General features: G+C 66.2%; 20 protein-coding genes and 2 tRNA genes. 13 read left to right on the plus strand and 9 right to left on the minus strand.

Annotated features, from left to right (window positions below; genetic code table 11):
* Positions 1 to 23 precede the first annotated feature (23 nt).
* From fliD to J7S20_RS11620, 4 genes are read left to right on the plus strand one after another with little or no spacing between them, the layout of a single operon-like run.
* Positions 24 to 1,448, plus strand: a complete 1,425-nt coding sequence (gene fliD / locus J7S20_RS11605) for a flagellar filament capping protein FliD (RefSeq protein ID WP_284054389.1) — start codon at positions 24 to 26, stop codon at positions 1,446 to 1,448.
* Between the two features lie 7 nt (positions 1,449 to 1,455).
* The gene (locus J7S20_RS11610) at positions 1,456 to 1,854 is read left to right on the plus strand and encodes a flagellar export chaperone FliS (RefSeq protein WP_284054390.1); all 399 of its coding nucleotides are present in this window, start codon (positions 1,456 to 1,458) and stop codon (positions 1,852 to 1,854) included.
* Between the two features lie 49 nt (positions 1,855 to 1,903).
* Positions 1,904 to 2,449 (plus strand): NADPH-dependent FMN reductase, encoded by a 546-nt coding sequence (locus tag J7S20_RS11615; protein ID WP_284054391.1) that lies wholly within the window; start codon positions 1,904 to 1,906, stop codon positions 2,447 to 2,449.
* Positions 2,450 to 2,505: 56 nt separating this feature from the next.
* Complete coding sequence (locus tag J7S20_RS11620) at positions 2,506 to 3,120, plus strand: response regulator (RefSeq protein WP_284054392.1); 615 nt, start codon at positions 2,506 to 2,508, stop codon at positions 3,118 to 3,120.
* Here the strand turns inward: J7S20_RS11620 and J7S20_RS11625 are convergent.
* Genes J7S20_RS11625 through argH form a run of 5 tightly spaced genes read right to left on the minus strand, consistent with a single transcriptional unit; the run spans position 3,092 to position 7,701 of the window.
* Positions 3,092 to 4,048 (minus strand): CorA family divalent cation transporter, encoded by a 957-nt coding sequence (locus J7S20_RS11625; RefSeq protein WP_284054393.1) that lies wholly within the window; start codon positions 4,046 to 4,048, stop codon positions 3,092 to 3,094. The genes J7S20_RS11620 and J7S20_RS11625 overlap by 29 nt on opposite strands.
* Positions 4,045 to 4,818: a precorrin-2 dehydrogenase/sirohydrochlorin ferrochelatase family protein gene (locus J7S20_RS11630; protein WP_284054594.1), complete on the minus strand. Its 774-nt coding sequence runs from the start codon at positions 4,816 to 4,818 to the stop codon at positions 4,045 to 4,047. The genes J7S20_RS11625 and J7S20_RS11630 overlap by 4 nt, the downstream gene beginning before the upstream one ends.
* A 5-nt stretch (positions 4,819 to 4,823) precedes the next feature.
* A complete protein-coding gene (gene lysA / locus J7S20_RS11635; RefSeq protein ID WP_284054394.1) occupies positions 4,824 to 6,080 on the minus strand; it encodes a diaminopimelate decarboxylase in 1,257 nt (418 codons plus the stop codon).
* An 11-nt stretch (positions 6,081 to 6,091) separates the two neighbouring features.
* Positions 6,092 to 6,328 (minus strand): hypothetical protein, encoded by a 237-nt coding sequence (locus J7S20_RS11640; protein WP_284054395.1) that lies wholly within the window; start codon positions 6,326 to 6,328, stop codon positions 6,092 to 6,094.
* On the minus strand, positions 6,325 to 7,701 hold the full coding sequence (gene argH, locus J7S20_RS11645; protein ID WP_284054595.1) for an argininosuccinate lyase: 1,377 nt from the start codon (positions 7,699 to 7,701) through the stop codon (positions 6,325 to 6,327). The genes J7S20_RS11640 and argH overlap by 4 nt, the downstream gene beginning before the upstream one ends.
* A gap of 52 nt (positions 7,702 to 7,753) precedes the next feature.
* Between argH and J7S20_RS11650 the strand changes: the two genes are divergently transcribed.
* On the plus strand, positions 7,754 to 8,296 hold the full coding sequence (locus J7S20_RS11650; RefSeq protein ID WP_347709236.1) for a TlpA family protein disulfide reductase: 543 nt from the start codon (positions 7,754 to 7,756) through the stop codon (positions 8,294 to 8,296).
* 14 nt (positions 8,297 to 8,310) lie between these two features.
* On the opposite strand, the gene J7S20_RS11655 is transcribed toward J7S20_RS11650, so the two are convergent.
* A tRNA-Gln gene (locus J7S20_RS11655) sits at positions 8,311 to 8,384 on the minus strand.
* A gap of 171 nt (positions 8,385 to 8,555) precedes the next feature.
* Between J7S20_RS11655 and J7S20_RS11660 the strand changes: the two genes are divergently transcribed.
* The 3 genes from J7S20_RS11660 to J7S20_RS11670 all read left to right on the plus strand — a co-directional run bounded on the left by J7S20_RS11660 (position 8,556) and on the right by J7S20_RS11670 (position 10,868).
* A complete protein-coding gene (locus J7S20_RS11660; protein WP_284054397.1) occupies positions 8,556 to 9,599 on the plus strand; it encodes a Ppx/GppA phosphatase family protein in 1,044 nt (347 codons plus the stop codon).
* A complete protein-coding gene (locus J7S20_RS11665; RefSeq protein ID WP_284054398.1) occupies positions 9,596 to 10,267 on the plus strand; it encodes an RlmE family RNA methyltransferase in 672 nt (223 codons plus the stop codon). Before J7S20_RS11660 ends, J7S20_RS11665 begins: the two co-directional genes overlap by 4 nt.
* A gap of 112 nt (positions 10,268 to 10,379) precedes the next feature.
* Positions 10,380 to 10,868: a c-type cytochrome gene (locus J7S20_RS11670; protein ID WP_284054399.1), complete on the plus strand. Its 489-nt coding sequence runs from the start codon at positions 10,380 to 10,382 to the stop codon at positions 10,866 to 10,868.
* 85 nt (positions 10,869 to 10,953) lie between these two features.
* Here J7S20_RS11670 and rpoZ read toward each other — a convergent pair whose 3' ends face one another.
* The gene (gene rpoZ, locus J7S20_RS11675; protein WP_284054400.1) at positions 10,954 to 11,298 is read right to left on the minus strand and encodes a DNA-directed RNA polymerase subunit omega; all 345 of its coding nucleotides are present in this window, start codon (positions 11,296 to 11,298) and stop codon (positions 10,954 to 10,956) included.
* Positions 11,299 to 11,428: 130 nt separating this feature from the next.
* Between rpoZ and J7S20_RS11680 the strand changes: the two genes are divergently transcribed.
* On the plus strand, positions 11,429 to 12,586 hold the full coding sequence (locus J7S20_RS11680; protein ID WP_284054596.1) for a phospholipase D-like domain-containing protein: 1,158 nt from the start codon (positions 11,429 to 11,431) through the stop codon (positions 12,584 to 12,586).
* 20 nt (positions 12,587 to 12,606) lie between these two features.
* On the opposite strand, the gene J7S20_RS11685 is transcribed toward J7S20_RS11680, so the two are convergent.
* Both J7S20_RS11685 and J7S20_RS11690 read right to left on the minus strand, forming a co-directional pair.
* Positions 12,607 to 12,693: transfer RNA gene (locus J7S20_RS11685), tRNA-Leu, on the minus strand.
* 118 nt (positions 12,694 to 12,811) lie between these two features.
* Positions 12,812 to 13,645 (minus strand): zinc-ribbon domain-containing protein, encoded by an 834-nt coding sequence (locus J7S20_RS11690; RefSeq protein ID WP_284054401.1) that lies wholly within the window; start codon positions 13,643 to 13,645, stop codon positions 12,812 to 12,814.
* A gap of 165 nt (positions 13,646 to 13,810) precedes the next feature.
* Here J7S20_RS11690 and ftsE point away from each other — a divergent pair, with 165 nt between their 5' ends.
* The 4 genes from ftsE to J7S20_RS11710 are packed head-to-tail and all read left to right on the plus strand — an operon-like array spanning position 13,811 to position 16,657.
* Complete coding sequence (gene ftsE, locus J7S20_RS11695) at positions 13,811 to 14,524, plus strand: cell division ATP-binding protein FtsE (RefSeq protein ID WP_284054402.1); 714 nt, start codon at positions 13,811 to 13,813, stop codon at positions 14,522 to 14,524.
* A complete protein-coding gene (locus J7S20_RS11700) occupies positions 14,524 to 15,408 on the plus strand; it encodes a cell division protein FtsX (protein ID WP_284054403.1) in 885 nt (294 codons plus the stop codon). The genes ftsE and J7S20_RS11700 overlap by 1 nt, the downstream gene beginning before the upstream one ends.
* On the plus strand, positions 15,405 to 15,938 hold the full coding sequence (locus J7S20_RS11705) for a YdcF family protein (RefSeq protein WP_284054404.1): 534 nt from the start codon (positions 15,405 to 15,407) through the stop codon (positions 15,936 to 15,938). Before J7S20_RS11700 ends, J7S20_RS11705 begins: the two co-directional genes overlap by 4 nt.
* The gene (locus J7S20_RS11710) at positions 15,938 to 16,657 is read left to right on the plus strand and encodes a lysophospholipid acyltransferase family protein (protein WP_284054405.1); all 720 of its coding nucleotides are present in this window, start codon (positions 15,938 to 15,940) and stop codon (positions 16,655 to 16,657) included. The genes J7S20_RS11705 and J7S20_RS11710 overlap by 1 nt, the downstream gene beginning before the upstream one ends.
* Positions 16,658 to 16,735 lie beyond the last annotated feature (78 nt).

Below are 16,735 nucleotides of genomic sequence, written 5' to 3' on the forward strand. Positions count from 1 at the left end.
CAGGGGAACAAGAGGACGATATCGTGGACTCGATTGTCAGCACGCTGGGGGGCGGATCCGGCATCGATACGACGGCACTGGTCAAGAGCCTCGTCGATGCGCAATTTTCGGCCAAGAACGATACGCTCGACAAGCGCGCAAAGACGCTCGACGCCCAGATTTCGGGCATTTCGAAGATCAAGAACGCGGTATCCGATTTCGCCTCGGCGCTGGAGGCGCTGACCAAGGGCGGAACGCTTCAGAGCCAGCCGACATCGAGCGACACCGGGATCGTCAAGGCAAGCGCGCTTTCGGGCGCGAAGCTCTATGGCTTCAGCGGCTCGATCGAGGTGCAGCAGCTCGCCGCCGCGCAGACCGCGAATACCGGCGTCATTGCCGACCCGACAGCCGCGGTCGGCAAGGGGACGCTGACGCTGACCTTCGGTACCGCGACCGTCAGCAGCGGTTCGATGACCAGCTTCACGGCCGGTTCGGGAACGCCGGTCAACATCACGATCGACGACACCAATTCCAGCCTCAACGGCATTGCCAGCGCGATCAACGCCGCGCAGGCCGGTGTCACCGCGACGGTGCTGTCCGACAGCAGCGGCGCGCGGCTGGTGCTGAAGGGAAAGACCGGCGCCGATCAAGCATTCACGCTGAAGGCGACCGAAGACAGTACCGCCCCGGGTCTGTCCGCGCTCGATATCGGCCCCGGCGCCAGCGGGACGACGATCGGCAATGTCGCGCAGGACGCGATTGTGAAGGCTGATGGCGTGACGCTCCAGCGGTCGAGCAACTCGATCAGCGATCTCTACAACGGCGTCCAGCTCGACCTTGTCGCGGCAAAGCCGGGGACGACGGTTTCGCTCGCCAGTGCCCCGGCGACCGATGCGCTGCGCAACGCCGTCAATGATTATGTCGACACCTATAATCAGCTCGTCGGCATGGTGAAGCAGGAGACCGACCCCAAAACGGGTACGCTCAGCGGCGATTCCGCTGCGCGCAACCTCCTCGATTCGCTGTCGAAGATGACGCTGACCAATCTCGTCAACGATGGTTCGGGCGGGCCGCAGACGCTTGCTGAAATCGGCGCGGCGACCAATCGCGACGGCACGCTGAAGGTCGATGCTGCGCAGCTGAGCGATGCGCTGACCAACCATGCCGACGCGGTCGAAAAGATGTTTTCTCCGGGGCTGCTCTCTACCGGAGACGGCCTGTCGGCCGCGCTGCGTTCGGTCGCCGATCGTTCGACAAGCGTGATTTACGGCCTGGGCGCAAGTGCCGCCCGCTATACCAAGGCGCAAAGCGACATCACCGCGCAGCAGGACAAGGCGAGCGCCGACGCCGATGCGATGCGCACGCGCCTGACCCAGCAATTCGCGAGCATGGACGCCAAGGTGGCGGCGTATAAATCGACCCAGACCTTCCTGACGCAGCAGATCGCCGCCTGGAATTCGAAGGGCTGATCGCGTGATGCCGCGATACGCAACCGTATTTTCCGGCGATCCCGCCGCGACCTATCGCTCTGTCGATCTCGCGTCGCGCACCGGCGGAGCCAATCCGCAACAGCTTGTCGGACTGCTGTATGAAGAAGCGGTCGCGGCACTGCGCAGCGTTGCCTGGGCGGTCGAAAACCGCGACTACAAGTTGAAGGGCGAACGCGTCACACGCGCCACCGCGATCCTGTTCGCGCTTGAATCGGGCCTCGATTTCGACCGCGGCGGCGATGTCTCGCACACGCTTGCGCGCTTCTATCGCGGCATTCGCGAAGCGGTGGTGGAGGCGAGCATCGGAAGCGATCCCGCGCCCTTCCTCGCCGCTGCCGACAGCCTGACCGAAATCGCCGAAGCCTGGTCGTCGGTCGCCAAATAGTCGTGTTGGCGGTGGCGCTTGCGGTGCCATTGCGCTAGCGCTCTCGGCCATGAAGCAACCGCATATCGTCGCCATCGGCGGGACGCTGCGCCCGCAATCGGCCACCGGCAACATGCTGGAAGCCGCTCTCGCCGTCGCCGCCGAAAAGGGCGCGCGCACGACGCTTATGACCGGCGACGCCATCGCCTTTCCCAATTTCGAACCCGAAGACGCGCTCTCCAACGACCAGATCCGGCATTTTCTTGACGTGCTGCGCAGCGCCGACGGGCTCATCATCGGATCGCCCGGCTATCACGGGTCGTTGTCGGGGCTGGTCAAGAACGCGCTCGACCATGTCGAACTGATGCGGCGCGACGACCGCGTCTATTTCGACGGCATGCCGGTCGGGCTGATCGCGACGGCGGGCGGCTGGCAGGCGGCGGTATCGACGTTGCAGGCGTTGCGCACCATCGTCCATGCGCTGCGCGGCTGGCCGACGCCGATCGGGATCGCCGCCAACACCGGGCAACCGGGCGATGCGATCGCCGCCTGTGACAGCCAGCTGCGGCTGATGGTCGGTCAGATCCTGTACTTTCTCGACCGCGCACGGGCATAGTTCGCCAGCGCGCTTAACCGTTTTGTGACGGCTTTGGCTTAGGGTCTCGTCCCGTCATGCAAGGGGATAGAGAACAGGGCCGTGCCGGGGATGCGCCGCGTCGCAAGCGCGGCGTGCGCAATATCCTGATCGTCGATGACAGCCGCACCGACCTTAACGGCATGGGGCAGCGCCTCGGCGACCGGGGGTATCTGCCGGTATTGTGCGACAATGGCGCGCAGGCGCTCGACCTGATCGCCGGGCGCGGGTTCGACCTCGTGCTGCTTGATCTGATGATGCCGGGCCTGTCGGGTATCCAGGTGCTTCGCGAGTTGCGGTCGGCGCGCGAAACCACTGATCTGCCGGTCATTATCGTTAGCGGTCGCGACGATCCGAACGGCCCGGTGGAAGCGTTGAGGGCAGGGGCGGACGACTATCTGGTCAAGCCGCTGGCGCTTGAGGTGCTGGTCGCGCGGATCGAGCGCGCGCTCGATTTCACCGGACGCCTCAACGACCTCAAACGGTTTACCGCAACCCTCGACGCGCGGGTGGCGGCGCGTGCGATCGAACTGGGCGAGGCGCGCGACGAACTCGCCGCCGCGATTGCCGACCGCAAACGGCTTGCGCGGTCGCTGCGCCAGCTCAATGCGGAGGTCGAACGGCTCAGCCTCGGAACCAGTGCCGCCGGATGAAATAGGCGCTGATCGCCAGCGCCAGCGCGGCGCACACGATAACCACGCCATCGAACGCCCATGGCTGATGCGCATAGGGAATGCCCGCGACATTCATGCCCAACAGGCCGGTGATGAAGGTCAGCGGCAGGAACACCAGCGCAACCACCGCGATTAGCAGCGAGCGCTGATCGAGCTGTTCGGCGCGCAGGTCGGTCAGCGTTTCGTGGATCAGCGCAGACCGTTCGCGGATGCTTTCCAGTTCCTCGGCCATCCGTGCGGCGCGGTCGGCGGCTGCCGACAGGTGTAGCCGGTCGTCGTCGCGCAGCCAGTCGACATCGAGCGTGGCCAGCTTTTCCAATGCGCCGCGTTGCGGGTTGAGGAAGCGGCGATAGCCGATTGCCTGGACGCGGACATGATTGACCCGCCGGCGCAGTTCGAACACGCGGTCGGCGTCGATCCGTTCCTCGGCGTCGTCGAGCGAATCGCCGAGATCGGCGACGACGGGATCGAGCTCCTCGGTGATCGCCGCGGCGAAGGCGGCGATCAGGTCTCCGGGGTCGCGGATTTTGCCCTCGCCGATCCGCGCACGCACGGCATCGACGCCGTTCACCTGTTTGCGCGTCACCGAAAAGACAGCGCCTTCATGCGCATAGATGCGGATCGAGGCGAGCAGGTCCGACGGTTCCATCCGGTCGCTCGTCAGCCCGCGCATGTTGATGAACACGCCGCCACCCGGTGCCGCGTCGCAGCGCGGGCGCGTTTCGGCGGCGGTCAGCATGTCGGCGATGTTGTAGGACAGCCCGCCCTTGTCGTGCAGCCAGTCGGCGGCTTCGTCATCGGCCGAGGGAAGGTGGACCCAAATCAGCTCGCCCTGTGCCGAGACGGCCTGGTCGATATTGATCGGCTGCGCATGGCCGTCGCGGACGGCAAAGGCGAAACCGGTCATGCCGCGTACCCGACGATCACCGACAATCCCGGTCCGGGTGAAGCCGGCACGTCGTTGGTCGCAATCCGTTCGGCATCGGCGCGTGCGCGGTCGAGGATCGCCAGCGGCGCTTCGGGGGCGTGAAAGACGCGGTCGGCTTGCGCCAGCCAGCGTGCTTCGCGCAGCGTCAGTTCGTCGGGATCGTCGGATCGCAGCATGATCCTCACCAGCCTGTCTTTTGCACCATCGTCATCGCCGTCCAACCAACGGGCAACCGAATCGGCTCCGTGCGCCGCCAGCGGGTCGAGGATGCCGCCGCTGGCAAGCGCAGCTCCGATCGCGCGCCGGCGGTCGCCGGATTCGGGCCAGCGCGTGCGTATCCGGTCCCGCGCCGATTTCAGCGTCAGCGCAAGCTCGCCCAGTCCTGCGGGCAGGATCGCCTCGAGCCGCTGACGAAGCGCTGCCGCCAGCCCCGCCGAAACCCCGCCGGTGGAAATCGCAACCAGCACCGGATCGCGGTCGACGATGGCGGGAAGCGTGAAGTCGCATAACGCCGGGCGATCGACGGCGTTGACCAGAATTCCGCGCAGGCGGAGCCGCTCGATCGCCGCCTGCGCCTCTTGGTCGTCCTCGACCGCGACGATGGCGAGTGCCGCGGTCGCGCGTTCGTCGTTGGTAACGGCGGCACCGGCGCGTTCGAGAAGGCGGCGCTTGGCATCGGCGGGCGGACCTTCGCCCAAGAGGATCACCGGCCGTCCCGCCAGATTCAGCAGCACGGGCAGGCCGGTCATCGTCATCAGAGCCAGTCCGGCACGCGTTCGGCGGCCATGATCGTCTCCGGCTGGATACGGTCGGCGACGACGGCGTAGCGATCGCCATCGACCAGAACCTCCGGCACCAGAGCGCGGCTGTTATAGGTGCTCGCCATCGTCGCGCCATATGCGCCGGCGGTGCGGAAAATGCCCAGATCGCAGGGCTCGACCGCGTCGATCTCGCGCCCCATGGCGAAGGTGTCGCCTGTTTCGCAGACCGGTCCGGCGATATTCGCGGTCATCCGCCGGCCGTTGGGCGCTACCGCTTCGAACGCGTGATAGGCGTCATAGAGCGCGGGGCGGGCAAGGTCGTTCATCGCCGCATCGACGATGACATAGGGGTGGAGGACGCCGGGTTTCACCCACAGGACCTGCGTCAGCAGCACGCCCGCATTGCCCGCGATCACGCGGCCGGGCTCGAACATCAGCTCGACATTCCAGCCTCTGGTGACGCGCGCCGCCATCGCACCGAATTCGGCCGGGCTGGGCATCACGTCGCCCGGGCGATAGGGCACGCCCAGCCCGCCGCCCAGATCGACATGGGTGATGTCGTGCCCGTCGCCGCGCAGCTCGGCGATCAGTTCGCCGACGCGCGTATAGGCGGCCTCGAGCGGCGCGAGATCGCCGAGCTGGCTGCCGATATGGATCGCCACGCCGCGCAGCTTCATCCCCGGCTGGGTGGCGAGCCGACCGAACATCGCGCGCGCTTCGCTGATCGGAACGCCGAACTTGTTTTCGGCGCGGCCGGTCGAGATCTTGGCGTGCGTGCCCGCATCGACATCGGGATTGACGCGCAGCACCGCCGGGGCGGTGATTCCGCGCGCAGCGGCGAGCGTGGCGAGCGCCATGCCTTCGGGTTCATGTTCAAGGTTGAACTGTCCGATACCGGCATCGAGCGCGCGTTCCAGTTCCTGCCGCGATTTGCCGACGCCCGAAAAGACGATGCCTTCCGCCGGCACGCCCGCTGCCAGCGCGCGGGCCATTTCGCCGCCGGAAACGACATCGGCGCCGTACCCGGCATCGGCGAGGACGCGCAGCACCGCGAGGTTGGGGTTGGCCTTGATCGCAAAGGCCAGGTGCAGGCGTTCGATACCCGACAGACCTTCGCGAAATACGCGCGCATGGCGCTCCAGCGTTGCGCGGCTATAGACATAGGCCGGCGTTCCGACCTCCGCGGCAATGCGCGCCAGCGGGACGTCTTCGGCATAAAGCTGCCCGTCGCGCAGGGTAAAATGATCCATCGGATGGTCCCTTAATTGGGAGGAAGGTCGAAGGGGTCGGGCTTGCGCTCCTTCGATTCCTTGAGCAGTTCGTCGCTGCGCTCGGGGCGTGCCTGCGCGTCGGGCGTCAGCAATTGGTCGGCGGTGGGCTTGTCGGCGGCGCCATAGGGTTTGGGCGGCAACGATGCCTGTTTGGGCGGTTCCAGCTCGTTCTTGGCACCGCACGCGGCGAGCAGCGCAAGCGGGATGATCGCAAGAAGCGCTTTCATCGGTGCGGCTCCTGGTTCTTTCGTGCTTCGGCGATTGCGGCGCGAACGCGTTCGGGCGCGGTCCCGCCGAAGCTCATGCGGCTCGCGACCGAGGCGTCCACGCTCAACACCTCGAACACGCGTTCGTCGATCCGCGTATCGACCGATTTCAGCTGATCGAGCGTCAGTCGATCGAGCGTTACGCCCTCCTGCTCGGCAAGCGCAACGACGCGCCCGGTGACATGATGCGCCTCGCGGAAGGGAAGGCCCGCTTCGCGTACCAGCCAGTCGGCAAGATCGGTGGCGGTGGCGAACCCGCTTTCGGCGAGCGCGCGCATCCGGTCGGTGCGAAAGCTCGCGCTTTCGACCATGCCGGTCATCGCGGCGATCGCGAGCCCGATCAGGTCATGCGCCTCGAACACCGGCGGCTTGTCGTCCTGCATGTCCTTCGAATAGGCGAGCGGCAGCCCCTTCATCGTCATCATCAGCGACGTCATGCACCCGGCGATGCGCCCGGCATGGCCGCGCACCAGCTCCGCCGCATCGGGGTTGCGCTTCTGCGGCATGATCGAGCTGCCCGTCGACCATTGGTCGCTGAGCGCGACAAAGCCGAAGGGCTGCGACGCCCAGATGACGAATTCCTCGGCAAGTCGCGACAGGTGGAGCGCACACTGCGTCGCGGCGGTCAGATATTCGAGCGCGAAATCGCGGTCGGACACCGAATCGAGCGAGTTGCGCGTCGGCTCGTCGAAACCGAGCGCCTGCGCCGTCGCCTCCCGGTCGATCGGAAAGCCCGTGCCCGCCAGCGCGGCGGCGCCCAGCGGGCACCAGTTGAGGCGTGCACGCGCGTCGGCAAAGCGGCCGCGGTCGCGCGCGATCATTTCGTAATAGGCCATCAGATGATGGCCCAGCGTCACCGGCTGCGCCGATTGCAGATGGGTAAAGCCCGGCATGACGCTGTCGGCATGGTCGTGCGCCCGGTCGAGCAGCGCCTTCTGGAGCGCGGCGAGCCCGGCATCGACCTCGTCGATCGCGTCGCGGACCCACAGCTTGAAATCGGTCGCCACCTGATCGTTGCGCGAGCGTGCGGTGTGCAGCCGTCCGGCGACCGCACCGATCTTTTCGGCGAGCGCATTCTCGGTGACCATATGGATGTCTTCGAGCGCCAGATTTTCCGGAACGCCATCGCGCGCATAGTCGGCGGCAACTGCATCCAGTCCGGCGTCGATCGTCCGTGCATCCTCGGCGGAGACGATCCCTTGCGCCGCGAGCATCGCGACATGCGCCTTCGACCCCGCAATGTCCTGTTGCCAGAGTCGCTTGTCGAACGGGATCGAGGCATTTATCTCGCGCATGACGGCAGACGGGCCTTCGGCGAAGCGCCCGCCCCACATGGCATTGGATCCTGACATGCGCTCCGGAATCGCGTTTCTCCTTGTCGCCCTCGTGGCAATCGCTGGCTGCGATAAGCAATCGCCCGGGCCGGAGCAAGCAAACGTCGCGACTTCGCCGGCAAACGAAACTTCGTCCGATGCGCAGGCGCAGGCGGGTGAAATCGATCGCAGCCATGCCGGCGAAGCGCCGCCCGATGCTCCGTTCACCGCGCCCGACGGCAAGCAGGTTTCGATCGCCGATTTCAAGGGCAAGCCGGTGCTCGTCAATCTGTGGGCGACGTGGTGCGCGCCGTGCATCGCGGAGATGCCGACGCTCGATGCGCTCGCGACCGATATGAAGGGCAAGCTGACCGTGCTGCCCGTCAGCCAGGATCTCGACGGCGCCGACCGCGTCGATCCGTGGTTCGCCAAGGCCGATTATGCGACGCTGAAGCCCTATCTCGACCCCAATCTGTCGCTGAGCGCGGCCTATGCCGCCAATCTGCCGACGACGATCCTCTACGACGCCCAAGGCAAGGAAGTCTGGCGCGTGACGGGCAAGTTCGACTGGGCCTCGCAACAGGCGCACGACCTGATCGCCGAAGCGAAGAACTGATCTGGCGGAAAGGCTGGATGCCCCGCGTGGATTCGAACCACGATTGACGGAGTCAGAGTCCGTAGTCTTGCCATTAGACGACGGGGCAAAGAGGCGGCGCAGATAACCTTCGGGTTTCGGCCGGTCAAGGGGGTAATCGGGCGGGTCGCTGTGGCGCATCCGCTCTCGCTTGCCGTGGTTCACTGCCTGCGCTAGGTTCGCGCCCAAGCACCGAGCGGCCATTTCGGCCGTGACGGATAGAACATAAGTGAGTGACGGCATGGGGGATCATCCCGCGCAGGTGCCGTACCGGCGGTCCAAACGGCCCGCCAGATCGGCACCATCATCTCCACCGCGAGGGCGGTGGCCGTCGGCGCGCCATTTCGCGGCGCTCGACCTTGGTACCAATAATTGTCGCCTGCTGATCGCCCGGCCGCAGGGCGCGGGCTTTACCGTCGTCGACGCCTTTTCGCGCATCGTCCGGCTGGGCGAGGGGCTGGCGTCGAGCGGCCGACTGAGCGACGAGGCGATCGAACGCACCATCGCAGCACTTCGCATCTGCGCCGACAAGCTGCGCCGCCGCAACGTCACGCTGGCGCGCTCGGTCGCGACCGAGGCATGCCGCCGCGCGAGCAATGGCAGCGCCTTCATCCAGCGCGTCTACCGCGAAACCGGGATCGCGCTCGACATCATCACTGCCGAGGAAGAGGCGCGGCTCGCCGTGCTCGGGTGCCACGCGCTGCTCGAACCCGGCGACGGACCGGCGCTGGTGTTCGACATCGGCGGCGGATCGACCGAACTCGTACTGATCGACGCCGGCAAGCCGGTGCCGGAGGTGCTCGACTGGCACAGCGCGCCCTGGGGCGTGGTGTCGTTGACCGAGCATAGCCGCGGGTTCGACACCGCCGACGGATCGGCGGAACATTATGGCCGGATGCGCGCGCTGGTCGCCAAAAGCATGGCGCCGTTCGCGCGGCGACTTCCCAATCGTGCCGACGGGCTTCGCCTGCTCGGTACCAGCGGAACGGTGACGACGCTGGCAAGCGTGCATCTCGGGCTCGACAGCTATGATCGTTCGCGGATCGACGGCCTGATCGTGCGCGCCGATGCGATGCGCAAGGTCAGCTCGGAACTTGCCGACATGGATATGGCGCGGCGCTCGCAGGTGCCGTGCGTCGGGGCGGAGCGCGCCGATCTGGTCGTTGCCGGATGCGCGATCCTGGAAACGATTCTCGACCTCTGGCCTGCCGAACGCATCGGCATCGCCGATCGCGGCATCCGCGAGGGGATTTTACGGCGTCTGATGGATGGGAGCGCGCGATGAGCAGGGGCGGCGGCGGTGGCCGCAAGCGGGTGCGCACGGCGCGCGGGCGCAGCGCGCAATCGACGCGCTGGCTGGAGCGGCAGCTCAACGATCCTTATGTCAAACGCGCCAAGGCCGAAGGCTATCGCAGCCGCGCCGCGTACAAGCTGATCGAGCTCGATGAGAAGTTCAAGCTGCTGAAAGGCGCGAAACGCGTCGTCGATCTGGGCATCGCGCCGGGCGGCTGGACGCAGGTGGTGCGCAAGCAGATTCCGCAGGCAGCAATCGTCGGCATCGACCTGCTGCCCGTCGATCCGATCGACGGCGCGACGATCCTGCAAATGGACTTCATGGCCGATGCCGCCCCCGATGCGCTGACCGACGCGCTGGGCGGCAGACCCGATCTGATCCTGTCGGACATGGCGGCGAATACCGTCGGCCATCAGCAGACCGACGCGTTGCGGACGATGGCGCTGATCGAAGCGGCCTTCGCCTTTGCCTGTGACGTTCTCGAACCCGGCGGCGCGTTTGTCGCAAAGGTGTTCGCGGGCGGTGCCGATGCTCAGCTTGTCGCGGAAATGAAGCGCGCCTTCACCACCGTCAAACATGCAAAGCCGCCCGCCAGTCGCAAGGGGTCGGTCGAATGGTATGTCGTCGCACAGGGATTCAAGGGTGGCGAAGAGGCCTGATAGTGCGATTGCCGACGCCGGCAATCGGCGCAGCCGTTAGGGAAGTTCACGTATCGATCGCGCGCCGGTTTGTTTCCTAGGCTTTGCTTGTCGGAAATATGGGGCGCGACCGATGATGACTCGTTCTTTGAGCGCCGCGATTGCGTTCGCTGGCGCTACGATCCTGTTTGGCGGCAGCGCGCTGTCGGCTCAGATGATGGGTCAGGGAATGGGGCGCGGCATGGGGCATCCCAGCATGGCGCGACATCACGAAGCGATGATGAACGGCATCCCGGCCAAGTTCGCCGACCTGCGCAATCCGTTGCCGATCGATTCCGCCACGCTTTCAGCGGGCAGGCAGGTGTACCAAGCCGATTGCGCCTCTTGCCATGGCGCAGAGGGGCGTGGCGACGGCCCACTCGCGCGCACGCTGAACCCGCCGCCTGCCGATCTCGCCTGGTCGGCGCGGATGCCATTGAGCCGTCAGGACGGTTATCTTTATTGGACGATTGCCGAGGGCGGCCAGCAATTCGGCACCGCAATGCCGGCATTTGGACAGGCGCTCACGCGCAAACAGGCATGGTCGGTGATCGCCTATATCCAGCACGATCTCGGGCGTTGACTGCCAGCGCCCCTACAGGCGGACGGCGGACACAAAAAAGCCCCGGAACCGGCCGGGGCTTTTTCGTATCTGTATATCGTCGCGATCAGCCGTCGTAATCGGCGCCGACGCTGGTGTTGCGCGGCGGCGCGGCGGCGGTGAGGCGTAGCGCCTCCGCCGAGGCGGACAGCGAACCGATTTCGTCGGGCGCTTCCTCGTCGTCGATCTGGACGCGTTGCATGCCGGAAACGACCGCTTCCTCGAGATGCTTCGGCTTCACCGTCTCCTCTGCGATTTCGCGCAGAGCGACGACCGGGTTCTTGTCACGGTCGCGATCGAGCGTCAGCTCGGCGCCGCCCGAAATCTGCCGGGCGCGCTGCGCCGCAAACAGCACGAGATCGAAACGGTTGGGAACCTTGTCGACGCAATCCTCGACGGTAACGCGCGCCATGAAACGCTTCCTTCGTTGGTAACGGTGTCCGGAAAGGCCGTGGATTTAAGGACCGATGTGCCGAATGTCAAGGAAATCGCGCGCCTTCGACACGCTTGCCTATGGCGGCTCCTGCTTGCAGAACCCGGCCATGGACCAGCCCCCCGAACAGCCGAGTTTCACCGTCGATGGCGACCGGCTGACGATGCTCGATACCGGACCGCGGCGGCTGGCGGCGCTGCTCGGCCTTATCGCCGGCGCGACCCACAGCCTGCGCATGCTCTATTACATCTATGTCGATGATTCGGCTGGAGAGCGGGTTCGCCAGGCGCTGATCGACGCGACGAACCGCGGCGTCCGCGTGTCGCTGCTCGTCGATGGGCTGGGGAGCGAGCGCGCGACCGACCACCGCTTCTTCGCGCCGCTCGAGGCGGCGGGGGCGGAGGTATGTCGTTTCGTGCCCCGGCTGGGGCGGCGCTATCTGCTGCGCAACCACCAGAAGCTCGCCATTGCCGATGACGCCCGCGCGATCATCGGCGGGTTCAATATCGAGGACAGCTATTTCGGCGTATCCGAGCAGCAGGCGTGGCGCGACCTAGGCTTGCTCGTCGAGGGCGAGAGCTGCGCGCGGCTCGGCGGTTATTACGACATGCTCGTCCGCTGGGCGCGGCGTCCGCGTGCGCCGCTGCGCAGCTTGCGGCGGATGCTCAAGCACTGGAGCGAAAAGACGGGGCAGACGCGCTGGTTGCTCGGCGGGCCGACGCAGCGGCTCTCGCCCTGGGCACGGATCGTCAAGCGCGACATGGAGGGCGCGCGCAACATTGACCTGATCGCCGCCTATTTCGCGCCGGGTCCGGGGATGTTGCGTCGGCTCGACAAGGCCGGGATGCGCGGTCGGGTGCGGTTGGTTTTGCCGGCAAAGACCGATCACGGCGCGGCGATCTGGGCATCGCGCTTCACCTATGCCGGGCTGTTGCGCAAATCGGTCGACATCTACGAATATCAGCCGACCAAGCTGCATACGAAGCTGTTCGTGATCGACGACGTCGTCCATATCGGGTCGGCCAATTTCGACGTGCGCTCGATGTATCTGAACCTGGAACTGATGCTGCGGATAGAGGATGCCGATTTCGCCGCGCACGTTCGCGCCTATGTCGATGGCGAGGTCGCGGATTCGCTGCACATGACGCCAGATTGCTATCGCGAGCTTTCGACGCCGTGGCGCCGGATCAAACAGGCGGTCGCCTATTTCGTGATGGCGATCCTCGACTACCGCGTGACGCGGGGCCTCAATTTCGGGGATGAATAGGGCTGCCTTGCCCAACTATCTGGTGCGGTCGAGAAGACTCGAACTTCCACGGCCTTTCGGCCACAACGACCTCAACGTTGCGCGTCTACCAATTCCGCCACGACCGCACTGATATGTCCGCCGGATGAAGCACCGGCGCCTGGCAGGCGCGTGCCCCTAGCAAAGCGATCGGCACGTGGCAATGGCCGAAACGGCCTTGCCGCCGATTGCGCGCGAATTTTCCGATCAGCTCTCGTCGTCGCCGGCGAAACTCAGCTCCAGCGTCTTCGAACTTGCCGGCACGTCGAGCTTCGCGCTGTTGAACTCGAGCGTGCGGTTGGGCCCGAGCGACCGGCTGGGCGGCGCGATCATCCAGCTATAGACGATGCGGCCCTGCGCATCGCGCAACTCGGCGCGGATATCGGGGACGTGCTGGTTGTCGTCGGTCGGGTTTTCGATCTTGCCCGACACCGCGAACAGTTCGTTCCCGCTCGACAATTGCCCGCGGTCGATCTTGTTGCTGGCGAAGCGCAGCGGCGTCTCTGCCGCGCCGATCGGCAGGCCGAGCTGCGACGCGATGCCGGGTGCGCCCGAATACAGGATCGCGCCCGAACCGATCAGCATCGACAGGCCGGCAACGGCGGCAGCGGCGGTCCAGCGCTTCGCCGGATTGCGGCGCGGTTTGAGCAGCGGTTCCTGCCGGAACGGATCATAGCCGGACCGCGTGGCCGCCGGTCGCGGGCCCAGATCGCCGTCAACGAAGGTGCGGATCGGCTTTTTGGCAGGCGGCGCAGGCGCGGTCTTGGCTTCGTCGGCAGGTTTCTTCGCCGGTTCGACGACAGCCTTTTGCTCGGCCTCGGGCGCGGTGGCTTTCTCTGTCGGAGCGGGCGCTGGTTCGGGCTCGGCGGCCGACTGCGGAGCGGTCTGCTCGACCTGTTGGGCAGCCTTGGTCGAAACCATCGGAGGGGCCTGGAACCAGCTATGCTTGCAACTGGCGCAACGGACGGTGCGCCCCTTCGCCCCGATCGCGGTATCGGGTACGAGATAGCGGGTATGGCACTCGGTGCATTCGAGGAGCATCGGATCGATTTCCTACGCAGGCGGAATAACGCAATAACGGCTGACGAATCTAAGCATGTCCACGAGTCGCTTGGCAAGAGTCGCGCTTCATTTGCTTGAGCGGGGGCACCGGACATGCGATGGAATCGACAAGGGGCAGGTCATGGGAGCGGACGGCACGCCGCGATGGCGAATATCGTACAGTTCGAGAATGTCGGGTTGCGCTATGGCACCGGTCCCGAAACGCTGTCGGACGTCAGTTTCACGCTGACGGCGGGTGCGTTTTATTTTCTGACCGGGGCATCGGGCGCGGGCAAGACTTCGCTTTTGAAGCTGCTCTACCTCGCGCAGCGCCCCAGCCGCGGCATCATCCGGCTGTTCGGCGAGGATGCGGTGACGCTGCCGCGCAAGCGGCTTCCCGGATTTCGCCGGCGTATCGGCGTCGTGTTCCAGGATTTCCGGCTCGTCCCGCACTTGTCCGCCTATGACAATATCGCGCTGCCGCTGCGCGTGGCGGGCATTCCGGAGAGCGATATCGAGGGGCCGGTTCGTGAGATGCTCGCCTGGGTCGGCCTCGCCGAGCGTGCGAATGCCAAGCCGCCTACGCTATCGGGCGGGGAGCAGCAGCGGATCGCGATCGCGCGCGCGATCATCGCGCGGCCCGAAATCCTCGTGGCTGACGAGCCCACGGGCAACGTTGATCCCGACATGGCCGAACGGCTGCTCCATCTGTTCGGCTCGCTCAACCGGCTCGGCACCACCGTCGTCGTTGCGACGCACGATTTTCACCTGCTCAATCGCATTCCCAATGCGCAGATGATGCGGATCGACAATGGCCGGCTGAGCGATCCGACCGGGTCGCTGCGTTTTCCGCCGCGCGCACCGGACGATAGCGAGTAATGGCGCGCCGCCAGTCCCCCTCGCACCGGCTGCTCGACGAAGGCCGGCGTCAGCGCACGATGATCGCGATCATGGCGATCATGGTGTTCCTGACCGTGCTTGCCGCCGCGTTCGGGCTGGGCGCAGCGCGTTCGGCGCGCTCGCTCGACGCCGATCTCGCCGGGCGGCTGACGGTGCAGGTCGTGGAGGCCGATGCCGCCAGGCGAGATGCTGCGGTAGAGGCGATCCTGACGAAACTGCGCACCGACCCCGATGTCGCGCGCGCGGCAGAGGTCGACAGGGCACGGCTCGCCGAACTGCTGCGCCCATGGCTGGGCGATGCCGGGCTCGATGCCGGTGTCCCGATGCCGGCGATGATCGATATCGATCTGCGCAATGCGAGCGATGCCGCGGTCGGGCGCGTGGAGGCGATCGCCGCGGCTGCATCGACCCAGACGCGGGTCGATCGCAATGCCAGCTGGCTTGCGCCTGTCCGCCGTTTCGTCACTACGCTGGCGATGCTCGCCGCCGCGCTGGTGCTGCTGATGGCGCTTGCGACGGGCGCGGTCGTGCTGCTTGCTGCGCGCGCGGGGCTTGATGGGCACCGTTCGACCATCGACATATTGCACATGCTTGGATCGACAGACGTACAGGTGGCGCGGCTGTTTCAGCGCCGCATCGCGATCGACACGCTGACCGGCGGCCTGATCGGCGCGATCGCGGCGATCGTGATCGCATGGCTGCTTCAGGCGCAGCTCGCGGTGCTCGGCTCGCAGATATTGAACGGAAGTGCGCTCGCGCCGGAGGACTGGGCGTTGCTCGCACTGCTCCCGTTCCTCTTCGCGCTGCTGGCAATGGTCGCGGCGCGCCTGTCGGTGTTGCGCGCCCTGCGGAGCCGGCTGTGATCCGCAGGGTCTTCGCGTTTCTGCTCGTGTCGTGGCTGCTCGGCTTCGCGATCTTCATGGTCGCGCTCGGCCATCCGCGCGAGGGCGGGCATACCGACGCCATCGTGGTGCCGACCGGCGGGCCGGGACGGATCGATCGCGGCCTGACGCTGATGCAGCGTCACGCGGCGAAACGCATGCTCATCAGCGGCGTCGCGCGCGAAGTGCGACCGATCGAACTCGCCGTCGAATATCATGTGTCGCCGGGCTTGTTCGCCTGCTGCGTCGATCTGGGGCGCGAGGCGGTCGATACGCGCTCGAACGGCGACGAAACCGCGCGCTGGGTGCGCGAACATGGCTATCACAGCGTTCGGCTGGTCACGTCGAGCTGGCACATGCCGCGCGCGCGGATGGAACTGACCCATGCGCTCGGCCCCGATGTCGAGGTGATCGGCGACCCTGTTCCGTCGAGCCCCAGCCTGACTTTTCTATTCGGCGAATATAACAAGTTTCTCGTCCGCCGCGCGGCGCTGTGGCTGGGGATCGATTGATGGCGTGGCTGCGCTCGATCCTGTTCGCGCTCGTCTTCTACGGACTGTCGGTTCCGATCGTGCTGTGCGCACCCGTCGCAGGCCTGTTCGGCCGCGATGCACTGCGCGGCTATGCGAACTGGTGGGCGGGCGTGCAGGCATGGTGCGCCCGCTGGCTGCTTGGCATCACCGTCCGCGTCGAGGGGCGACCCGCGGAAACGCCCGTCCTGTATGCCGCAAAGCATCAGGCGATGTTCGAAACGCTGGAGCTTGCGCGCCGTGTCGGGTCGCCGGTGATCGTGATGAAGCGCGAACTGACGCGGATTCCGGTCTGGGGCTGGGCCGCGCGGCGCTACGGCGCGATCGCCGTCGACCGGTCGGCATCGGCCAAGGCGTTGCGTGCGATGATGCGCGAGGGGCGCGAAGCCGTTGCCGAGGGGCGGTCGGTGCTGATCTTTCCAGAAGGAACGCGCGTGCGCGCAGGTGAGACACCACCGCTGCGTCCGGGCTTTGCGGGTCTTTACCGTGCGCTCGACCTGCCGGTGGTGCCGGTTGCGGTCGATACCGGGCTGCTGCTGCCGAGACAGGGGCCAAAGCGTGCGGGAACGGTGACGCTGCGCTTCGGCGAGTCCATCCCGGCGGGCTTGCCGCGCAAGGAGATCGAGGACCGTGTCCACCGAGCGATCAACGCGCTGGAGCGCGAAAGCGTTGGTAACCTGACGGAACCACGCTCAGGTTGAGCTTGTCGAAGCCGGGTGGTGCCCACCCTTCGACAGGCTTAGGGTGAGCGCAAGTGGCGCCGGTCGTGCGCTTGTATA

Source organism: Stakelama marina (genome assembly GCF_018122655.1).
Lineage (GTDB): Bacteria > Pseudomonadota > Alphaproteobacteria > Sphingomonadales > Sphingomonadaceae > Sphingomonas > Sphingomonas marina.